The organism is Herbaspirillum sp. GW822-FHT03A08 (genome assembly GCF_058801885.1).
In genome coordinates this window covers 312,295-330,233 of sequence record NZ_JBXANR010000006.1, presented here as the reverse complement: position 1 = coordinate 330,233, position 17,939 = coordinate 312,295, and the positions used below count along the sequence as shown (strand labels likewise).

The window sequence follows — 17,939 nt, the reverse complement described above, 5'->3', positions numbered from 1 at the left end:
GTGTCGTGAAGACAGTTGATACGACACCGGGTGCTGACGTTCGTCAGGACGACTGCAATGAGGGGCTTGCAGGATGCCAGCGGCAAACGACGCCGCAATTTGCCCTACGCAATATGCAAGACGTACTACGCAAGGAGACAAAGATGAGCAACCAGACACGCCCGGCAGGCGTCCATTCCATCGACCATTTCGCACTCAACGTACCCTCGCTGGCTGAGGCGGATCACTTCTACCGCAGCTTCGGATTGGAAGTGAACGGCAGCTCGGACGAGCTGGAACTGCGCGCGCAGGACGGTCATCGCTGGGCGCGCGTATTGCCGGCAGCGGGCAAGTCGCTGGCTTATCTTTCCTTCAATTGCTACGCCGCCGACCTGGCGCAGATCGAGCGCCAGGTGCGGGGAGCGGGCGCCTCGTTTGATATCGATCCGAAGAGTTTGCGCGGCGCGCCGAAAGAAGGCATCTGGTTCTACGACCCGGACGGCAATCTGCTGCAAGTGAAAGCCGGGGTGAAGACTACGCCGGACAGCAAATTGCCGCTGATCCAGCAGCAGGCGCCGGCCAATGCGCGCGGCTCGGTCACGCGCGCCGAAGCACCGTTCATCCGTCCGCGCCGCATGTCGCACGTGTTGATGTTTTCGCCGGATGTGCCGCGTATCGTCGATTTCTACAACCGTGCACTCGGCCTGCGCTTGTCCGATAAATCCATCGACATCATCGCCTTCACGCACGGTCCCCATGGCAGCGATCATCACCTGGTGGCCTTCGCCAAAAGCCACGCCAAGGGCTGGCATCATGTCGCCTGGGATGTGGCGCGCATCGACGACGTCGGCATCGGCGCCTCGCAGATGGCCAAGGCCGGCTACAAGGATGGCTGGGGCACCGGCCGCCACGTACTCGGTTCCAACTACTTCCACTACGTGCGCGATCCGTGGGGATCGTTTTCGGAATACTCAGCCGACATCGATTATGTGCCCGCCGGCGTCGACTGGCCGGCGGGAAATTTCTTGCCGGAAGATTCGCTCTACCTGTGGGGGCCGGATGTGCCGGCGTATTTCATCAGCAATACCGATAGCTGAGTTTTCCACGCGCTTTTTCCCCGGCCGCCTTCTCTGGCGGCTCTTTTTTATTGCACCCGCGCAAGCGGACCACGTACTGCATCATCTATACTCATCGGGTCGGCTAGCGTCTGTGCGCCGCCGCCAGCGTCGTTTCATTTCACTTCGCCCGAAAGAGCCGCCATGCCCGTCTCCTACCTCAGAAGCCTCGCAGGAAAAAACCGCACACTGACCGGCAACCGGCATCTTGCTTTTGTGCTCTCCGCCATTGCGGGCGCGATCAATGCCGGCGGGTTTCTGGTGGTCGGACAATTCACCTCGCACATGTCGGGCATCCTGTCGCTGATGGCGGAGGATGTGGCGATCGGCGCCGTGGGATTGCTGATGGCAGGCGCGGCCAGCATGTTCTGTTTCATCGCCGGGGCGGCGAGTTCGGCGGTGATGATCAACTGGGCGCGCAAGCGGCGGCTGGAGGCCGAGTACGCCATGCCGTTGATCGCCGAGGCGATCCTGCTGCTGTTCTTTGGTCTGCTCGGCGGCAACATCACCAGCGTTGAATGGCTGTTCGTTCCCGTGACGGTGATGCTGCTGTGCTTCATCATGGGTTTGCAAAACGCCATGATCACCAAACTCTCCCGCGCCGAAATTCGCACCACGCACGTCACCGGCATGGTCACCGATATCGGCATCGAGCTGGGCAAGGCGCTTTACTGGAACAGCAACCGTCATCCCGATCTGCACGTGCATGCCGACATCGCCAAGCTGAAAAATCTGTCGACGCTGGTTCTTCTTTTCTTTGCCGGCGGCGTGGCGGGGGCGCTGGGTTTTCGCCATATCGGTTTCACTTTCACGCTGCCGTTAGCGGCAACGCTGATTCTTGTCACGCTGGTGCCGGTGCTGGACGATCTGCAGCGTACGCTGAAGATGCGGAAATGACATTGCCGGGATGTGTGCGAGTCCAATGAAAAAAGGCCTGCGCGGATAATCCGGCAGGCCTTTTCAATATGGCGGCGGAGATGTATTTCAATCCGGCGCGGCGCCCTCGGATGGCCGGCGTGACCGCAGGCGCTTCACCGCAACGGCGCCAAGTGCGCCGATGCCGGCCAGGACCGCCAGCAGCAGCGCCGCACTGACGGCACGATGCGTCGCCACCCAGTGCCGCGTCTTTTTCCACGCCTGCACATACGGGAAACGTCCCGCCGCCTTGAAATCCGGCTCAACACAATTCTGTCCGAAGTCGGCCGAGAACGGTACGGCTGCGCCTTCTTTGACATAGCGGCGATACAGCGCCGGCGCCAGCGCAGCGTCGTAGTAAACAAAACCGGTGCCCTTGCACAGCACCGCCGCGAAGGCCTGTGAACGCGGCGGCAAGGCGTCTGCCGATTTCATGATGTAGTCGGCGGCGATGTTGCGGTAGTGATAGCGGATGTTGGGCTTGCTTTCGCTGGCGGCGTAGCGTTTGCGCTCGTCGTCGGTGACGAACTGCCCGGGCAAGTCGGCGGCGGCGCGTTGCTCCGGCGTCTTGACGGCAGGCGGTTTTGCGGCGTCGCCGGAAGGGGCGTCCTGCGCAGGATTGCGGCCGGGGCCGAAACCGAGCATGCCGTCCATGCCGGCGTAATCGGGCGCCTGCTCATATCCCATGATCTCCAGTCCGCGCTGGCGCGCCAGCGTCGCCGCTTGGTACCAGGCCTTGGCGCGGTTCACCGCGAACCATGCATGGCCGGCATCGTCGAGCGCGTCGCCATACGCTTTGGCGGTCGCGCGATAACGCCAGTTCGCCAGCGTGCTCTTGCCGTCGCTGTAGTTCTGTTCCATCGGCGCGTAGCGCATATCCTTGTCGTCAGGGAAGTAGGGCAGCGCATCGGCGACGCGTCCTTCGCGCACCAGGCGGCGCGCCAGCAGTCGGCGCAGGTAATCGGAGATCTGCACCGGATGCGCGCTCAGCCATTCGTAGTATTGCTTGTCGGGCGTCGTCGGGAAATTCTGCGGCGCTGCCGGCACCGGCGTGGCGGGTGCGTGCGCGTCGACATAGGTCTTCAACTCATCGACCGTGAGCACGCGTTCAGCCAGATACCAGGTGTCGCCACTGTAGTCGCTGTAGAGCGGGTGGCTCAGGCTGACGTCTTTGCCGTCAACGCCGCGCGACTGGCTGGCCCTGGTGACGCTGTACAACTGGTCGAAGGCTTCCACATATTGTCCGCGCGACAGCGTCAGCACGCTTTGCTCTGCCTTGATCAGACCGAGCGAGGCGGGTTCGACGCTGGCGTCATTCTGCGGGAAGGCTTTGGACGCCTCCGCATAGGCTTGCGCCGCTGCGGCGACGTCGCCCTTGCGCAAGGCCAGCTTGGCGCGCACCCAGCTGGACAGCGCGCTGCGCTGTTTGTCTGCGAGCGTCTGCGCGAGATCGTAATAGCCGCTGCGATAAGCGAGCGCGGCTACGCGGTCGGCGTCGGCTATGCGCGCGATGCCTTGCTTCTGCAATGCCGCCACCAGCGACGGCAGCACCGGATTGACCTTGATGCCTTTACCGCCTCTGGCGGCATCGGCGTAGCCATAGCCGTCGCCGTAAGTATTGTATTCAGCCGGCTGGCTGACGCCGTCACCGCTCACGTCGCCCACGCGCGCAAGCGCATAGCTGACCAGCAGACGCTGCGACAGCGGATCGTCGATCAGCTTTTGCGCGCGCTCCGGGTCGCTCAGCGCCCATGCAGCGATACTGCGCAGCGACTGCACGCCGCTGTCGGAATTGTGCGCCGCCTGTTCGGCGTACAGATGGATGGCTTGCTTGAGGCCGGCGGCAGGGATGTCGTCAGCGCACGGCGCGGCATTGACGAAATCGGTGTAGCCGCATAAGGCCGCACCGCCGGTGAGAAACATGCGCGCCTGCTCGCCGTAGCTGGCCACCGCCAGACCGTTGGGATCGAGCGCACCGGCTGCCGCACGCGCACGCGCGAGTGCATAAGCCTGCGTCGCTTTCGTGCGTTCTTCGGCAGGATTGCCGCCGGCGCCGAACATTGCGCCGGCGTGGCTTTGTCCGAGCATGTAAGCCGCCCACACGGCGCGTTTGTCGCCATCCGCCTTGGGCAGATCGAGTACGGCCTGGAAGCGTTTCATGGCACGCGCGCCGGTGTCGCCTGCGGCAAGATAATCCACCGCGCCGGCGGCGTACAAACGCACCGCCGGCGGCAGGTCCGCGCCTTGCGCGTACGCAGCGTCGCCATCCTTGAGCGCGCGTACGGCCTTGAGCTGAGCGCGCTGCGCAGGCGTCATGAACGTCGCATCGGCGGCATCGGCGGCAGTGAGTTTGTCGGGCGACGCGTAGGCGTTTTCGTTTTCGTTGGCTTGCAGCTTGTCGCTGCTCTGCGCCACATGGAGATGCGAGGCCTCGTAAGCAAAGGAATTGGCCGGCGTCGCTTTCAGGGTGCCGGCGCGGTCGTCGAGCACTTGCAGCGGGAAATCCGGGCCGCAGGCGATCACGACGGCGGCGCCGAAAGGAAGCGCCAATGTTAATGCAGCGGCGATACGAATGTGTTTGATGTTCACGTTAGCGTTCCACATGGAGTTGGATGTCTGGTTGCTGGCAGCGTACCCAGCCGATGTTGCGCTGGTAACCCGCGCGCAATAATCCTTCGCGCGTACGCCGCAGATACTTGCCTTTGGCGTCCGCTTCCAGGGCGTAGCCGTTGATGCCGTCGGCGGCGTTGCATGCCGCATCGATGCGCACTACCGGCGGCAGCGCGCTGTCGGCATTGCCTGTATTGCGTAAGGTGAGGTCGTGCAGGCCGGCTTGTGCGTTGGGCAGTACCTCAACCGTGAGGGACGACGTCAACGGCTGGCGCGCCAGCACGGCTTGCCAGGTCGTCAGGCTCCAGTTGCGCACATCGTCTTCGGTAGGCAGACGAAACCAGACCACGCCGATCAGTCCCGGCGACGGATCCTTGTCCAGTTGCGCGAGGAAGGAACTCACTGCAGTCGGCGACGCCGCCAGCTCCTGCGATGTCCCGCCGGCCGCCAGCAAGGGCCGTTCGCTTTCGACTGCGCTGATGCGGCCGTTATCGTCCCAGCTCACGCGCGTGCTGTAAGAGGGCAGCGCCACGCGCCACGGATGCGCAGTCTGCTTCGCATAAGCTTTCAGCCAGGCATGCGCGCGCTCGGCGTCAAACAAGCCCTGGCGCGGATTCATCACGGCGTGCACTTGCAAGACGGATTCGTCCGCCACCGCCAGCAGCTTGTTCAGCTCCGGGCTGTTGAGCCAGGTCGGCAATGCGGTGATCGAGAGTGTGGTGTCGCGGTCCAGACTCTGCCGCAGGCCGGTGAGGAAACTGCCATAGGCCGGCAGTTGCGAGGTCGGGCAGTCGTAGTCGATCTCCACGCCGGTCACCGGCACGTTCTGTTGCCGCCAGCGTGTCAGCAGATCGGTGATGCGGGTTTGTGTGGCGGCGTCGAGTCTGTCGGTCTGACCGTCCAGCCGCACTACCATCACGACGGCATGCGTGGTCGTCCGCAGCGCCTGCCAGTCGGGAGCGGCGGTCTTCCATCGGCGTTGCGCGGTCAGCTCCGCCGCCAGCACGCGCCAGCCGCTGACCAGCTGATCGCTGGCTTGCATGGCATTGGCGACGGAAGGACTCCATTGGCGCTGCCAGATATAAGCTTGCTGCGGCAGGACATCCGGCGCACGCTGGCAGGCCGCAAGCAGTGCACCGCAAAGCGACAGGGCAAGCAAAAGAAAAACGGAGCGCCGGCGCCGGTATCGGTAGCGATGTGGCAAGCCGAATGTTGAGCAGCGCAGCATGTGTGATGTGTGGGTTTGCCGGTTTGGAATCGAGTCGAACGGAGCGTTGTCCGCAGGGATGTGTCACTGGCTGCCATTCTAGTTTATCCGTCTGACGCTGCGCTGAGGCTGGCCGGATTTATTCATGAATGTTGCGTCGCCGATGCGGTCCGGCGGGGAGGGAAGGGGGGAAAAGAGAGAAGCGGCGTTTCACTGCCTGATTGATCACTCAGGCAGTGAAGCGCGAAGGACGTTAGCGACGCCGCAGAGGCTTACACCGCGCCGCGCGTATCCACATAGACCGCATACAGCGAGTGGCTGCTGGCCATGAACAGGCGGTTCTTTTTCGCGCCGCCGAACACCAGGTTCGGGCAGCGCTCCGGCAGGTGGATGTGGCCGATGGCTTTGCCTTGCGGCGTGAAGACGCGCACCCCGTCCAGTTCGGATGGATTGGCGTCGAGTGCGCCGTTGCTGCCCCAGCCGCACCACAGGTTGCCGTCGACATCGACCTTGAAGCCGTCAATCGCGCCCGGGCCGCCGGCGTCGACCGCCAGTGTGCGCGAACCGAGTCTGGTGCCGTTGTCGGTCAGCTGATAGGCCCAGATCACGCGGTTCGGCGTGGCGCGCGATTCGACGATGTAGATGACTTTTTCATCGGGCGAGAATGCCAGTCCGTTGGGGCCGTTCAGCGAATCGGTGATCAGGCTCAGCTTGCCGGTCTGGCCGTCGATGCGATACACCGAATGCGGCAGTTCCGAGGCTTGCTTGTCGCCTTCCCATTCGCCGGCGATGCCGAACGGCGGGTCGGTGAACCAGATCGAGCCGTCCGATTTGCAGATGATGTCGTTGGGCGAGTTGAAGCGCTTGCCGTTGTAGTTGTCGGCCAGCACGGTGATGCGGCCGTCGTATTCGGTGCGGGTGATGCGGCGGGTCAGATGCTCGCAGGCGATCAGGCGGCCCTGGCGGTCGCGCGCCAGACCGTTGGTAAAGTTGGCCGGATTGCGGAATACCGAGGTGGCGCCGGTGACTTCGTCCCAGCGCATGATGCGGTTGTTGGGGATGTCGCTGAACAAGAGGTAGCGGCCATCGCCGAACCAGACCGGGCCTTCGACCCAGCGGAAACCGGTCGCCAGTTGCTCGACCGTCGAGCTGTACAGGCGGTATTTCAGAAAGCTGTTGTCCAGCACCTGTACGTTGGGATCGGGGTAGCGCTGGCTGGCCTTGAAGTCGAAACTCTGGGCCTTGGCGGTCAGGGCCGTGGTGGCCATGGCGAGGCCGCCGAGTAATGTTGTACGACGAGTTGCGTCGAAACCGGCGATTTTTTTCTTACCTTCTTGATTCATCGTTGTCTCCATGTGGGAAAAAATACCGATTCCCCGGGCGCGCAGACTTTGCCCGGCAATCCGGAAGAATCAGGCTTGGTCCATATAGGCATGGGTTGCGACGGCAATGCCGGTGCGGCATGTCGCAAAGAGGGTGAGGCTGTCTCCTGGGGTCGGCAGGCCTTGGCGGTTAGCCGGCCTGTCCATACTTATATGTTGTCGTACATCATATAAGTTGAAGTGAAGATTGGCAACGTCAATTTTCCGCTGGGGAATAGCAGCTGCAGTAGCAAAGGGAAAGAGGAACCGGAATAAGTGAGGACGGACTCAGGCGGCCGTCTCGCCCTGACGCATCAGATCAGCCATCCAGTCCACCAGCACGCGCACGCGCCGCGACAACTGCCGCTGATGCGGATACAGGATGGACACCGCCATCGGCGTCGGGCGAAATGCCGCCATCACCTCGACCAGACGGCCGTCTGCGAGCTGTTGCTGCACGTGATACCGCGGCAGCTGCACCAACCCCAGGCCGCCTTCGCAACAACTGACATAAGCCTCCGCATGGCTGACGGCGACCTGGCCGGGCAGGCTGATGCTGTGCGTTTCACCATCGGCGAAGAAGTCGAACGGCAGGATCTTGCCGCTGACCGACGAGAAGTAATTCACCGCCTGATGCGCACCGAAGCTCTCCAGCGAATCCGGCACGCCGTATTTTTCCAGATAGGCCGGACTGGCGACCGTGACCTGCTGCAGGCGCGCCACGCGCCGGATCACCAGGCTGGAGTCGCGCGGTTCGCCGGCGCGCAGCACGCAGTCGTAGCCCTCGCGCACCAGATCGACGGCGCGGTCGCCCATGCCGATTTCCAGCTCAATCTGTGGATACAGTGCGCAGAACTCCGGCAGCCGCGGCAGGACGAAATGCATTGCCAGCGAGCCCTGCAAGTCGATGCGCACCTTGCCGCGCGGATTGGAGGCGGCGGCGCTGAAGGCCGATTCGGTCTCTTCCAGATCGGCCATCAGCTGTACGCAGCGCGCGTAATAGGCGTTGCCGTCCAGCGTGGTGCTGACCTGGCGCGTGGTCCGCTGCAGCAGCCGCACGCCCAGCCGCGCTTCCATCTGCTTGATGGTGTGGGTCACCGTGGCGCGCGGGATGTGCAGATCGTCGGCGGCTTTGGTGAAGCTGCCCAATTCCACGATACGGGTGAATACGCGCATTGCGTCGAAACGATCCATTGCGGCCAGCCTTGTGCCTATTGTTGGCAAATTTTGAATAGTGATAGCAATTTAAGCATATTTATCCAAAACCAACCAGAGTCCACAATGGCTTCACTGACTTGCTGAACAGCGGTCACCGCGAGACAAACTCACTCATTCACTCACTCACCACTATCAGGAGCACATCATGGAACAAGCACAACAAGTCGCCATCGTCACCGGCGCCTCACGCGGCATCGGCGCTGAAATCGCCAGACAACTCGCTCGGGAAGGCTACGCCGTCGTCGTCAACTACGCCGGTAATGCAGCAGAAGCGCAAAAGGTGGTCGACGCCATCGCTGCCGACAAGGGTAACGGCAGCGGCAAGGCCATCGCCATCCAGGCCGATGTCGCGGATTCCAAGGCGGTCGAGGCCCTGTTCGAACAAACCATCGCCGCCTTCGGCCGCGTCGACGTCCTGGTCAACAACGCCGGCATCATGCCGCCGAACCTGCCGATGCTGGCTGACACCGACGACGCCACCTTCGATCGCCTGATCGCGGTCAACCTCAAGGGCAGCTTCAACACCATGCGTGCTGCTGCCACACGCTTGCAACAGGGCGGCCGCATCGTCAACTTCTCGACCAGCGTGATCGGTCTCGCCATGCCGGGCTATGCGGTCTACGCCGCCACCAAGGGCGCGATCGAAGTCATGACCAATATTTTCGCCAAGGAACTGCGCGGCAAGCAGATCACCGTCAATGCCGTCGCGCCGGGACCGACCGCCACTGCGCTGTTCCTGAACGGCAAGACGCCGGAACTTATCGACCGTTTGTCCAAGGCCGCTCCGCTGGAGCGCCTGGGTTCGCCGGATGATATCGCCAAGACCGTGGCCTTTTTAGCGGCTCCCGGTAGCTGGATCAATGGCCAGACGCTGCGCGCAAACGGCGGTCTCGTCTAAATCTGCGCTCAACCCAGGTCGTCTAACAAGGAAACCATCATGAACAAATTAGTCATCCTCGTCACCGGCGCATCGGCCGGCATCGGCAACCTTACTGCGCGTTCGCTGGCGCAAGCCGGTCACGCGGTCTACGCCAGCATGCGCGACATCAACGGCAGGAACGCGCCCAAGGTGCGTGAATTGCAGGACTGGAGCTTTGCGCGCGGCCTCGACGTGCGCGCGGTTGAGCTGGACGTCCTGTCGCAAGAGTCGGCAGACGCCGCCGCAGCGAAAATCATCAGCGAGCAAGGCCGCATTGACGTGGTCGTGCACAACGCCGGCCATCTGGTGGTCGGCCCGACCGAAGCCTTCACGCCGGAAGAAATGATCAAGGTCTTCGACACCAACGTGCTGGGCGCGCAACGCGTCAACCGCGCTGCCTTGCCTTACATGCGCGAGCGCCAGTCGGGCTTGCTGCTGTGGGTCAGCAGCACCACGGTGCGCGGCGGCTTCCCGCCGTTCATGGGGCCGTACGCCGCAGCCAAGGCGGCGATGGATTCTATCGCCGTGACGCAATCGTATGAGCTGGCGCGCTTCGGCCTCGAAACCTCGATCATGGTGCCGGGTGCATTCACGCATGGCACCGATCACTTCCCCAACGCGGGCAAACCTGCCGATCAGCGGACGGCTGACGCCTATGCGCGTTATGCCGGATTGATGGATCAGGTCGGTGCAAGGTTATCGGCATTGTCGCCCGCCGATGCGGATCCGCAAGCTGTCGCCGATGAGATGACGCGCATTGTCAACCTGCCCGCCGGTCAGCGTCCGTTCCGCGCGGTGGTGGATTTCATCGACGACGGCGCGGGCGCGGTGACCGATGTCGCCGAGCGAGTGCGCGAAGAATTCGCCCAGCGCATCGGCATCGACGACCTGCTGCATCCCGCAGTGATCGCCTGACTTCGCCTGATTGATTGCAGACCCATTGCCTTGAGTGGAGGAGATTGACATGCACAGCGTTCAAGTAATTCTCGGCGGATTCGCCTTATGGACCAGCCTGTTGCTCGGCCGCAGCATGTGTGACCTGCGCGCAAGCGACGGTGCTTTGTACATGGTCTTCTGCGCGCTGTGGTTTGCAGCCGCCGCCGTCAACATGGCAATGGGCATGTACGGCGCCGGCTGCTCGTTTGCCGAAGAGCTGCCGTTCTTCCTGCTGGTGTTCTGCCTGCCGGTGATGGGTGCGGCGAGTTCGGTGATGATGTGCCGTGGCCGGTAAGTGACGGCAGCGGTCGCCAGAACAGCCATCACCGCGGTGACGGCAAGCATCGCGGCCATGTGCACGCACACCGCTGCCAGCGCCAGCAGCAACGAGCCGGATGCCGTGATCTCGCGCGCCGGTGTATTGCTCAGACATAAGGGCACGAGCGCCGGCACCAGCATCAGGCCCGCCCCATGGAGGGTGGACGTCAGGCAGGACCAGAGCGCCAGCCCTGCATGTGTTGCCGGTGTGCGGGCCGGCTTGTCTTTGTGCCCTGACAAGCGATAGGCGGCAAACCATATCAACGCTGCCAGCAACACACCCGCCGCGACTTTCCACGTCATGTGGTCCATCTCCATGCCAAGCGCCACCGCAACAGCCACCAACGCGACCGAAGCGGCGTGTCCTGCGGCGATCGGCATCAGCGCGGGCATCAGCGCGCGCAAAACCTGCAGCCGGTTGCGCGAGCGCAGGTTCCATGCCGCGGCGAACATCCAGCCGCTGCAAGGATTCAATCCGTGCAGGGCGCCTGCGCCTGCCACCGCCAGCCATGGCCAGAATGCCGACATGAGATGCCCGCGCGTTCAGGCGACGTCAGGTGCGCGAGTGGCAACATGCGCCACTCATCGCCGCCGGTTTAGCCGCACTCGATTCGTAACGGTCGTGATGGCGGACCCATTCCATCTTGTGAGCCGCGTCGCCTTCGTCGCGGCCCTTGGGCGTGAGGTCCATCATGCTGTAGGCGCCGATCATGACTTCCACGCCGCGGCCGTAGGTGGAATAGGTATGGAACACTTCACCGTCATCGTTCTTGTAGAACACGCTGACGCCCGGCGCTTCACTCGCCGGAAAAAAGCGCGTGCCGTAGTTGTAATAAACCTCACCCCCGGCCTGTTCTTCCGGCGTGAAGCTGACCGCGAAGTCGAAGTTGAAATCGCTGTCATGCGATGAGACCCATGGAAATTGCCAGCCCATGCGCTGGCGGAAACGTTCGATCTCGGCCAGCGGTGCGCGTGAGATGGCCACCGGTGTGATGTCGCGTTGCTTCAGGTGGATGTTCATGCCGTCGGCATGGTCCGCCATGAAAGAGCAGCTCGGGCAGCCTTGTTCCCAACCTGGCCCCAGCATGAAGTGCTGCACCAGCAACTGGCTGCGGCCGTCGAACAGTTCAGCCAGCGTACGCCGGCCTGAAGGCGTCTCGAAGACGTAGTTCTTCGTGACGCGTTTCCATGGCAGCGCACGGCGTTCGCAGGCGATCTCGTCGCGCAGGCGGGTCAGTTCTTTTTCGCGCGCCAGCAATGTCTTGCGTGCACTCAGCCATTGTTCGGCGGAGACGATGGAGTGGTGTTGAGTAACTGCCTTGTCGTTGATGCGGTTCATGATGTTCTCCTGAGTTAAAGAATCATTGAAGTTGCAGATGAGCTTGTCGATGGACGTGCACGATCCTGCCGTGAGGCGGATGAATCGCTGTTGATGGATGAAATGGAAGCGGGCGTCAGCAGAACATGCCTGCGTCCTGAGAGCTTGGGATCAGGTGCCGGTGGTCTTCGGCCGCCGCACCGCGCGCACTTTGCCGCTCAGGCCGCCGCCGCAGTAGAACAGATCGGCGCCGTCCGATTCCAGGCCGCTGACGCCGATGCCGGGCGGCATCGCCAGCCGTTTCAGCACGGCGCCGGTATCGGGATCGATGCGGCGCAGTTCGCTTTCTTCGGCTTCCCAGGTGCCGTGCCACAGCTCGCCGTCAACCCAGGTCACGCCGGTGACGAAGCGGTTGGAATCGATAGTGCGGATGATGCTCCCGGTGGCCGGATCGATCCGGTGGATCTTGCGGTCGCGATGCTGGCCTACCCACAGGCTGCCTTCGGCCCAGGTCAGCCCCGAATCACCGCCGTGGCCCGGCGCCGGGATCGACGCCAGCACCTTGCCGCTGGCGGGATCGATCTTGTCGATGCGCTGTTCGGCGATCTGATAGAGGTAGGTGCCGTCGAAGGCGGTGCCGGCGTCGCAGGGATGAGTGAGCGTACGCGTGGCTTCACCGCTGGCGGGGTCGAAAGCGATCAGCGCGGCGCCGGTTGCAGCCCAGACCTGGCGGCCGTCATGTGTCACGCCGGCCACGCGGTCGGTGCCGGGGAAGGGACCATATTCGCGTACGATCTCGGCGGCTTGGGTTGCTACCTCGGCTTGGCTGTCTTTGCTGTTTTTGCGGGTCATCGTCGGCTCCTTCAGTTACTTTTGTCTGTCGTGTGGTTAGCGCCGTTCACCGACGCTGTAAAACAACTTGAGACAACTTTATTCCATCGGCAGCGCAGCGGGGAGTAACAAGATTGTCGTGAATCCCGTCAGCGGCGGCGACAACCAGCGTTGCGTGCGCGCCCGCCCGATTGAGCGCACGCGGCCTTCGGCTTCCAGCTCGGCCAGCGCGCGCTGCACGGTGCGCTGGCTGGCGTCGAGGGCCAGCGCCAATGCCGAGGTCGACCACGCCGCGCCGTCGGACAGCAACGCCAGCAGCGATGCCTGTTCGCCATCGATAGGCGGCGCCAGCACCGCCACGGCCCGGCCATCGAGCGGTTTGAGAACGAAGCCGCGCGGGGTCGCCTCAATCTGCGCCAGCGTGGCGATGAGCGCGCGCAGACGGCCGATTTCGACGCGCAGGCGCGCCCGGTGCGAGTCGTCAGGATTGTGTGTGCGGAAGGCGCAGGCGATCAAATCTTCTCGCGTCATTTCGCCGGGCCAGGCCTCGGCGAGCGCACGCGCCAGCGAGAACAGTATCGGCCGCCGCGCCAGCGATTGCCAGGCGGCGCCGACGCAGATTCCACGACGACAGGCATCAACCACCAGCGTGCCGGAAGCCAGCAGCACAGCCACTTCATCCAGCCGCAGGGTTTGTTCTCCGTCTGCACACAGACGCCGGGCGGCGGGGCGGTCCAGCGTGGCTTGCGCATCGGCGACTTCGGCCTGCAGCGCCGGTACGCGTGCATGGCTTGCGGCTTGCTGTGCGCGCGCAAGCGCTTGCCGTGCCGGCCCGATGCGCAAGGAGCGCAGCGCCAGTTCCGCTGCCGTCAGTTCGGCGACGGCAGCCAGCGACGGCGACAGGCCGCGCACGTCGAGCGGCGCCAGCGCGGTTTCGGCTTCTTCCAGGCGGCCCAGCAATAAAAGACGGCGTGCTGCGATCAGGCGCGCCTGCAAGGCGTTGGCGCGATCGGCATGGGCCTCCAGTGTGGCCAGCGCCGCGGTTAGCGCACGCGGCGAACCGCCGATATCGCGTTCGGCCAGGGCCACTTCCGCCTCGGCGACGATGCAGCGGGCGCGCGCCAGTTCTTCATGCGCACCGAAACCGCGCGCGGCGCGCCGCAACAGCTCGCGTGCACGCAACAGCTCGCCCAGTTGGGCCATGGCGATGCCGCGCAAGGCCAGCGCCGGCGGGTCGTCGCGCAGGGCGACGTGTTTGAGAGCGCCTAGCGCATCGCCGGCGGCGAGCGCGCGCGCAGAGGCGGCGATCAGGGAATCCATGGCGAGAGCATACACCGCGAGCTGACGCCCGCGGACATCGCGGATTTATCGCGGCGCAGTCATGGCGCCGGCTTCCGACAGCAGCCATTCGTGAAAGGCTGCGATGCGCGGCAAGCTCGCACATTCCGGTCGCGAGACCACGTAATACGCCAGCGGCGATGTGCACGAGATAGTCTCGAACAGGCGTACCAGACGACCGGAGGCCAGATCGTCGCGCACCATCACGCTGCGCCCCAGCGCAACGCCGTGACCGTCGATGGCAGCTTGCAGCACCGCGGCGGAATTGTTGATTTGCAGGCCGCGTTCCGACTCGACGCCGGGAAATCCTGCGGCATCGAGCCAGCTGCGCCAGGTCTGAAAGCCGGGATCATTTTGCATCGACAGATCGTGGATCAGCGTGTGGCCGGCCAACGCGGAGGGATCGCGCAGGGTGCCGTGGCGCGTCAGATAATCGGCGGAACAGACCGGATAGATTTCTTCCTCCAGCAGCTTTGCAGCCGTCAGCCCCGGCCATTCGCCGGAACCGTAACGTACGCCGACGTCAATGCCATTGGCCAGGAAGTCCAGCGTCTTCAGGTTGGTGTCCAGACGCAGATCTGTTTCCGGATACGCCAGCTGGAACGCTTCAATGCGCGGCAACAGCCATTTGGCGGCAAACGCCGGACTGACCGTCACCGTCAGCACGCCGCTGGTTGAGCCTTCCCTGAGCAATCCAAGTCCGATCGCCAGACGGTCGAAGCCGGCACGGATATCCGGCAAGGCCTTTTGCGCCGTATCGGTCGGCACCAGCCGCGCAGTGCCGCTGCTGCTACGCAAGAACAGCGGCGCGCCCAGCCATTCCTCCAATCCACGCACTTGCTGCCCGACCGCTGCGGGCGTCACGTTGAGCTCCGCCGCCGCAGCGGAAAAGCTCTGGTGCCGGGCGCTTGCTTCAAAGGCGCGCAGGGCGTTGAGGTAGACGGGATATTTCATTTAACGAGATAGTTTTTCTTTGTCGATGCGATGGAATAACTGATTTGCCGACGCCTTGCCGAAATTTCATACTGTGTTCGTCACTGCAACAGATCAGCCTGATTGAGCGGGTTTCTCTCCCGGAACAGGCACACATTCACTCTGAAAAGGATACATCAAATGCATAGTTTTTCTTCCAAGGTCGCGATCATTACCGGCGGCGGCTCCGGTATCGGCAAAGAAGTCGCCAAACGTTTGGTATTGGCCGGCGCATCGGTAGTCATCGGCGGCCGTGACGCCGCCAAACTGAAACAGGCGGCGCAAGAGATCGACGCCAGCGGCGCCAAAGTGCGCTACGTGGCGGGCGACATCGCCGTACCGGCAACTGCGCAGGCGCTGGTCGCTGCCGCCACGGAAGCCTTTGGCGGCGTCGATATCCTGATCAACAACGCAGGCGTGTTCAAGCCGAAAGCCTTCCTCGACGTCAATGAGCAGGAATACAGCTGGTTCCTCGATACTATTCTCAAAGGCAAATTCTTCATGGCGCAGGCTGCAGCCAAGGCGATGCAACTGCGCGGCGGCGGCGCCATTGTCCAGACCGGCTCGCTGTGGGCGTTGCAAGCCATCGGTGCGACGCCGTCAGCGGCTTATTCCGCAGCCAACGCTGGCGTGCATGCGCTGACGCGCAACCTGGCGCTGGAGCTGGCGCCACTGAACATTCGCATCAACACTGTCGCGCCAGCCGTGGTTGAGACGCCGGTCTACAACACCTTCATGACCGACGATCAGGTCAAGGAAACGCTGCCGTCCTTCAACAGCTTCCACCCGCTGGGCCGCAATGGTCAGCCTGGCGACGTCGCTGAAGCGATGCTGTTCCTGGCGTCGACCAATGCGTCCTGGATTACCGGCACCGTCCTGCCGGTGGATGGTGGCGTCACTGCCGGCCGTAACTAATTACAGAGGGATAACACATGATGATGAGCTGGAACGGCTATCGCGACCAACTGCTGGCGCGCGTCGGCGATCTCGCCAAACTCAGTCCGGATGTCGTGCGCGGCTTGCAGACCCTTGATGGCGCCGGCGCCAAAACCGGTCGCCTCGGCGCCAAAACGCATGAGCTGATCGCACTGGCCGTCGCCGTCACGACGCGTTGCGATGGCTGCATCGCAGTGCACACTCAAGCGGCGGCCAAGCACGGTGCCTCGCGTGAAGAAATCGCCGAAGCACTGGGTGTGGCGATTGCATTGAACGCCGGTGCAGCCGTCACGTATTCGGCGCGCGTGCTGGACGCTTACGCTGCATTGGAACAGGCGTAAGCGAAGGGCGAATGCGGGTGCAATACCGGGATGGCCGTCTTAGGAATTATGAAGATGGTCTCGACGGCGACAGATGAGAAAGAAAGCGCCGTCCCTTCTCGGTAAGCGAGACCATGCCCGACATGCCCGCAGCAGAATCAACGAAGCCGTCAGCACAGGCGTCTTCCCATATCGTCAGCCGGGGGCAGGTGCTTTTCCAGACTTCCAGGACTTCAGAGTAAGACGGTTTGCCTTGTTCAATCCAATGCAGCATCTGCATCGTCAACGCATCGTGCGATCGCTCCATATGCCCGCCGTGAAGAATAGGTCATCTCCAGTATCGTTCGCCATCCGGTGATCGGCAAGGCAGCTGATGCATGTTTTTACAGTTGCATTTCGTCAAGCTTCCGGATCTGCAAAATGTGTCTTGCGGTGTGGCGTGAGGTAATACGTTAAGGGCGATTTGCAGGCAGCTCGACAGTAAAGATCGTCCCCGATTCGGTACTCGACTCCACCTTGATGCTGCCGCCGTGGGCGAGCGCCACTTCGCGCGCGATGAAAAGTCCCAGGCCGAGGCTGGTTCTGGGGCGTCCGTCATTGTCGGATTCGGTCGGCAGTTGTACCAGCGGCTTGAAGATGGACTGCAGCGATTCGAACGGGATCTCTGTGCCGTAGTTTTTGACGCTGACGACAATCCCCCTGTCGTCGCGCCTTGCATCGAGCGTCACGGGCCGTTCGGCGGTACCGTACTGCGCGGCATTGAGCAGCAGATTGGAAAACAGCTGATGCATGCGCACCGCATCGAAAGAACCGTTCATGTTGCCGTCGGTGTGCAACTCGAACTGCATCCTGGGGTGCATGGAGGCGGCGTCTTCCACCACCGAGCGGAACACATCAAGCAGATCGGTCGGCAGGCAGAGCGTGGGCATGCCGCTGCCCAGCTGCGTTCGCGTATAGCCCAGCAGATCGTCGACCATGGAATTCATCATGCGCGCGCTGCGTTTGATGCGCGCGCCCAGTTCTCTGATTTTCTCTGCGGGCAAGACGGCGTGCGTCATCAAGTCGCCGCTCAGTCCCATGGTGGTCAGCGGTGCGCGAAGGTCGTGTCCGAGAATCGCCAGGAACAATTCTCTGGTGTGATCCGCACGCGCAGAAAACGTCAGCACCGATTCGCTCAGCGCCTGGTCGATGGCTTCGTTGAAACGCACCATCTGCTGTATGGTCTCACCGGACATTGTCTCGACTTGCGGCAACCACAGACGCAACACGGTCGCGCGCAAGGCCCGGTATTCGGCGCTGACCTGCAGCAAGGAAAAATCGCCGGCCTGGCGCAGGGCGCCGTGTATCGAAGCGGCGCTGCGCTGCGAATACAATCCGGGCGCCAGCCCTTGCGATTTCAATTGTTGCTGCTCGGGATTCTGCAACGTCTCGATATCGACCGCGATGGCCTGAAGGATTTCGCGTGCGTGGTTGCGCAAGACCAGGTCGGGTTTTTCCTGTGCGTCACCCGACAAGACATGCACGAACCGTTGCCACTCCGCCAGGATGTCGTCCATGTGTTTGAAGATGAAATAGTAAAGTTTCATATCGGTCTTTCGTGACGCATTGCGCACAAGCGCTTAAACGTTTTCCCGCCTGCGCGATCA

Annotated in this window: 17 protein-coding genes; 6 read left to right on the top strand and 11 right to left on the bottom strand. The window is 62.8% G+C overall.

The genetic code is table 11. From position 1 onward, the window contains the following. Window positions 1-143: 143 nt before the first annotated feature. Both AC1RN6_RS20115 and AC1RN6_RS20110 read left to right on the top strand, forming a co-directional pair. Complete coding sequence (locus AC1RN6_RS20115) at window positions 144-1,076, top strand: VOC family protein (RefSeq protein WP_493007203.1); 933 nt, start codon at window positions 144-146, stop codon at window positions 1,074-1,076. Window positions 1,077-1,238: 162 nt separating this feature from the next. Next, complete coding sequence (locus AC1RN6_RS20110; protein WP_493007202.1) at window positions 1,239-1,991, top strand: YoaK family protein; 753 nt, start codon at window positions 1,239-1,241, stop codon at window positions 1,989-1,991. 87 nt (window positions 1,992-2,078) lie between these two features. On the opposite strand, the gene AC1RN6_RS20105 is transcribed toward AC1RN6_RS20110, so the two are convergent. The 4 genes from AC1RN6_RS20105 to AC1RN6_RS20090 form a co-directional block, all read right to left on the bottom strand. Next, on the bottom strand, window positions 2,079-4,598 hold the full coding sequence (locus AC1RN6_RS20105; protein WP_493007201.1) for a hypothetical protein: 2,520 nt from the start codon (window positions 4,596-4,598) through the stop codon (window positions 2,079-2,081). Window position 4,599: 1 nt separating this feature from the next. Then, a complete protein-coding gene (locus tag AC1RN6_RS20100; RefSeq protein ID WP_493007200.1) occupies window positions 4,600-5,778 on the bottom strand; it encodes a DUF3142 domain-containing protein in 1,179 nt (392 codons plus the stop codon). Between the two features lie 320 nt (window positions 5,779-6,098). Then, the gene (locus tag AC1RN6_RS20095) at window positions 6,099-7,169 is read right to left on the bottom strand and encodes an SMP-30/gluconolactonase/LRE family protein (RefSeq protein WP_493007199.1); all 1,071 of its coding nucleotides are present in this window, start codon (window positions 7,167-7,169) and stop codon (window positions 6,099-6,101) included. Between the two features lie 306 nt (window positions 7,170-7,475). Beyond that, entirely contained in the window at window positions 7,476-8,381 is a 906-nt protein-coding gene (locus tag AC1RN6_RS20090; RefSeq protein WP_493007198.1) for a LysR family transcriptional regulator, read from the bottom strand. Window positions 8,382-8,550: 169 nt separating this feature from the next. Between AC1RN6_RS20090 and AC1RN6_RS20085 the strand changes: the two genes are divergently transcribed. Both AC1RN6_RS20085 and AC1RN6_RS20080 read left to right on the top strand, forming a co-directional pair. Next, entirely contained in the window at window positions 8,551-9,303 is a 753-nt protein-coding gene (locus tag AC1RN6_RS20085; protein WP_493007196.1) for an SDR family oxidoreductase, read from the top strand. 39 nt (window positions 9,304-9,342) lie between these two features. Then, window positions 9,343-10,239, top strand: a complete 897-nt coding sequence (locus tag AC1RN6_RS20080; protein ID WP_493007195.1) for an SDR family oxidoreductase — start codon at window positions 9,343-9,345, stop codon at window positions 10,237-10,239. 60 nt (window positions 10,240-10,299) lie between these two features. Here AC1RN6_RS20080 and AC1RN6_RS20075 read toward each other — a convergent pair whose 3' ends face one another. The 5 genes from AC1RN6_RS20075 to gcvA all read right to left on the bottom strand — a co-directional run bounded on the left by AC1RN6_RS20075 (window position 10,300) and on the right by gcvA (window position 15,019). Further along, on the bottom strand, window positions 10,300-11,106 hold the full coding sequence (locus AC1RN6_RS20075) for a hypothetical protein (protein WP_493007194.1): 807 nt from the start codon (window positions 11,104-11,106) through the stop codon (window positions 10,300-10,302). 25 nt (window positions 11,107-11,131) lie between these two features. Beyond that, a complete protein-coding gene (locus tag AC1RN6_RS20070) occupies window positions 11,132-11,917 on the bottom strand; it encodes a DUF899 domain-containing protein (RefSeq protein WP_493007193.1) in 786 nt (261 codons plus the stop codon). Window positions 11,918-12,067: 150 nt separating this feature from the next. After that, the gene (locus tag AC1RN6_RS20065; protein ID WP_493007191.1) at window positions 12,068-12,748 is read right to left on the bottom strand and encodes a Vgb family protein; all 681 of its coding nucleotides are present in this window, start codon (window positions 12,746-12,748) and stop codon (window positions 12,068-12,070) included. Window positions 12,749-12,826: 78 nt separating this feature from the next. After that, a complete protein-coding gene (locus tag AC1RN6_RS20060; protein WP_493007190.1) occupies window positions 12,827-14,047 on the bottom strand; it encodes a helix-turn-helix domain-containing protein in 1,221 nt (406 codons plus the stop codon). Window positions 14,048-14,092: 45 nt separating this feature from the next. Continuing rightward, entirely contained in the window at window positions 14,093-15,019 is a 927-nt protein-coding gene (gene gcvA / locus AC1RN6_RS20055) for a transcriptional regulator GcvA (RefSeq protein ID WP_493007189.1), read from the bottom strand. A gap of 159 nt (window positions 15,020-15,178) precedes the next feature. Between gcvA and AC1RN6_RS20050 the strand changes: the two genes are divergently transcribed. Both AC1RN6_RS20050 and AC1RN6_RS20045 read left to right on the top strand, forming a co-directional pair. Further along, window positions 15,179-15,952: an SDR family NAD(P)-dependent oxidoreductase gene (locus AC1RN6_RS20050; protein ID WP_493007188.1), complete on the top strand. Its 774-nt coding sequence runs from the start codon at window positions 15,179-15,181 to the stop codon at window positions 15,950-15,952. Between the two features lie 20 nt (window positions 15,953-15,972). After that, the gene (locus tag AC1RN6_RS20045; RefSeq protein WP_493007372.1) at window positions 15,973-16,314 is read left to right on the top strand and encodes a carboxymuconolactone decarboxylase family protein; all 342 of its coding nucleotides are present in this window, start codon (window positions 15,973-15,975) and stop codon (window positions 16,312-16,314) included. A 46-nt stretch (window positions 16,315-16,360) separates the two neighbouring features. On the opposite strand, the gene AC1RN6_RS20040 is transcribed toward AC1RN6_RS20045, so the two are convergent. Both AC1RN6_RS20040 and AC1RN6_RS20035 read right to left on the bottom strand, forming a co-directional pair. Beyond that, entirely contained in the window at window positions 16,361-16,600 is a 240-nt protein-coding gene (locus AC1RN6_RS20040; protein WP_493007187.1) for a hypothetical protein, read from the bottom strand. Window positions 16,601-16,745: 145 nt separating this feature from the next. Then, the gene (locus AC1RN6_RS20035) at window positions 16,746-17,879 is read right to left on the bottom strand and encodes an ATP-binding protein (RefSeq protein ID WP_493007186.1); all 1,134 of its coding nucleotides are present in this window, start codon (window positions 17,877-17,879) and stop codon (window positions 16,746-16,748) included. Between the last annotated feature and the right edge of the window lie 60 nt (window positions 17,880-17,939).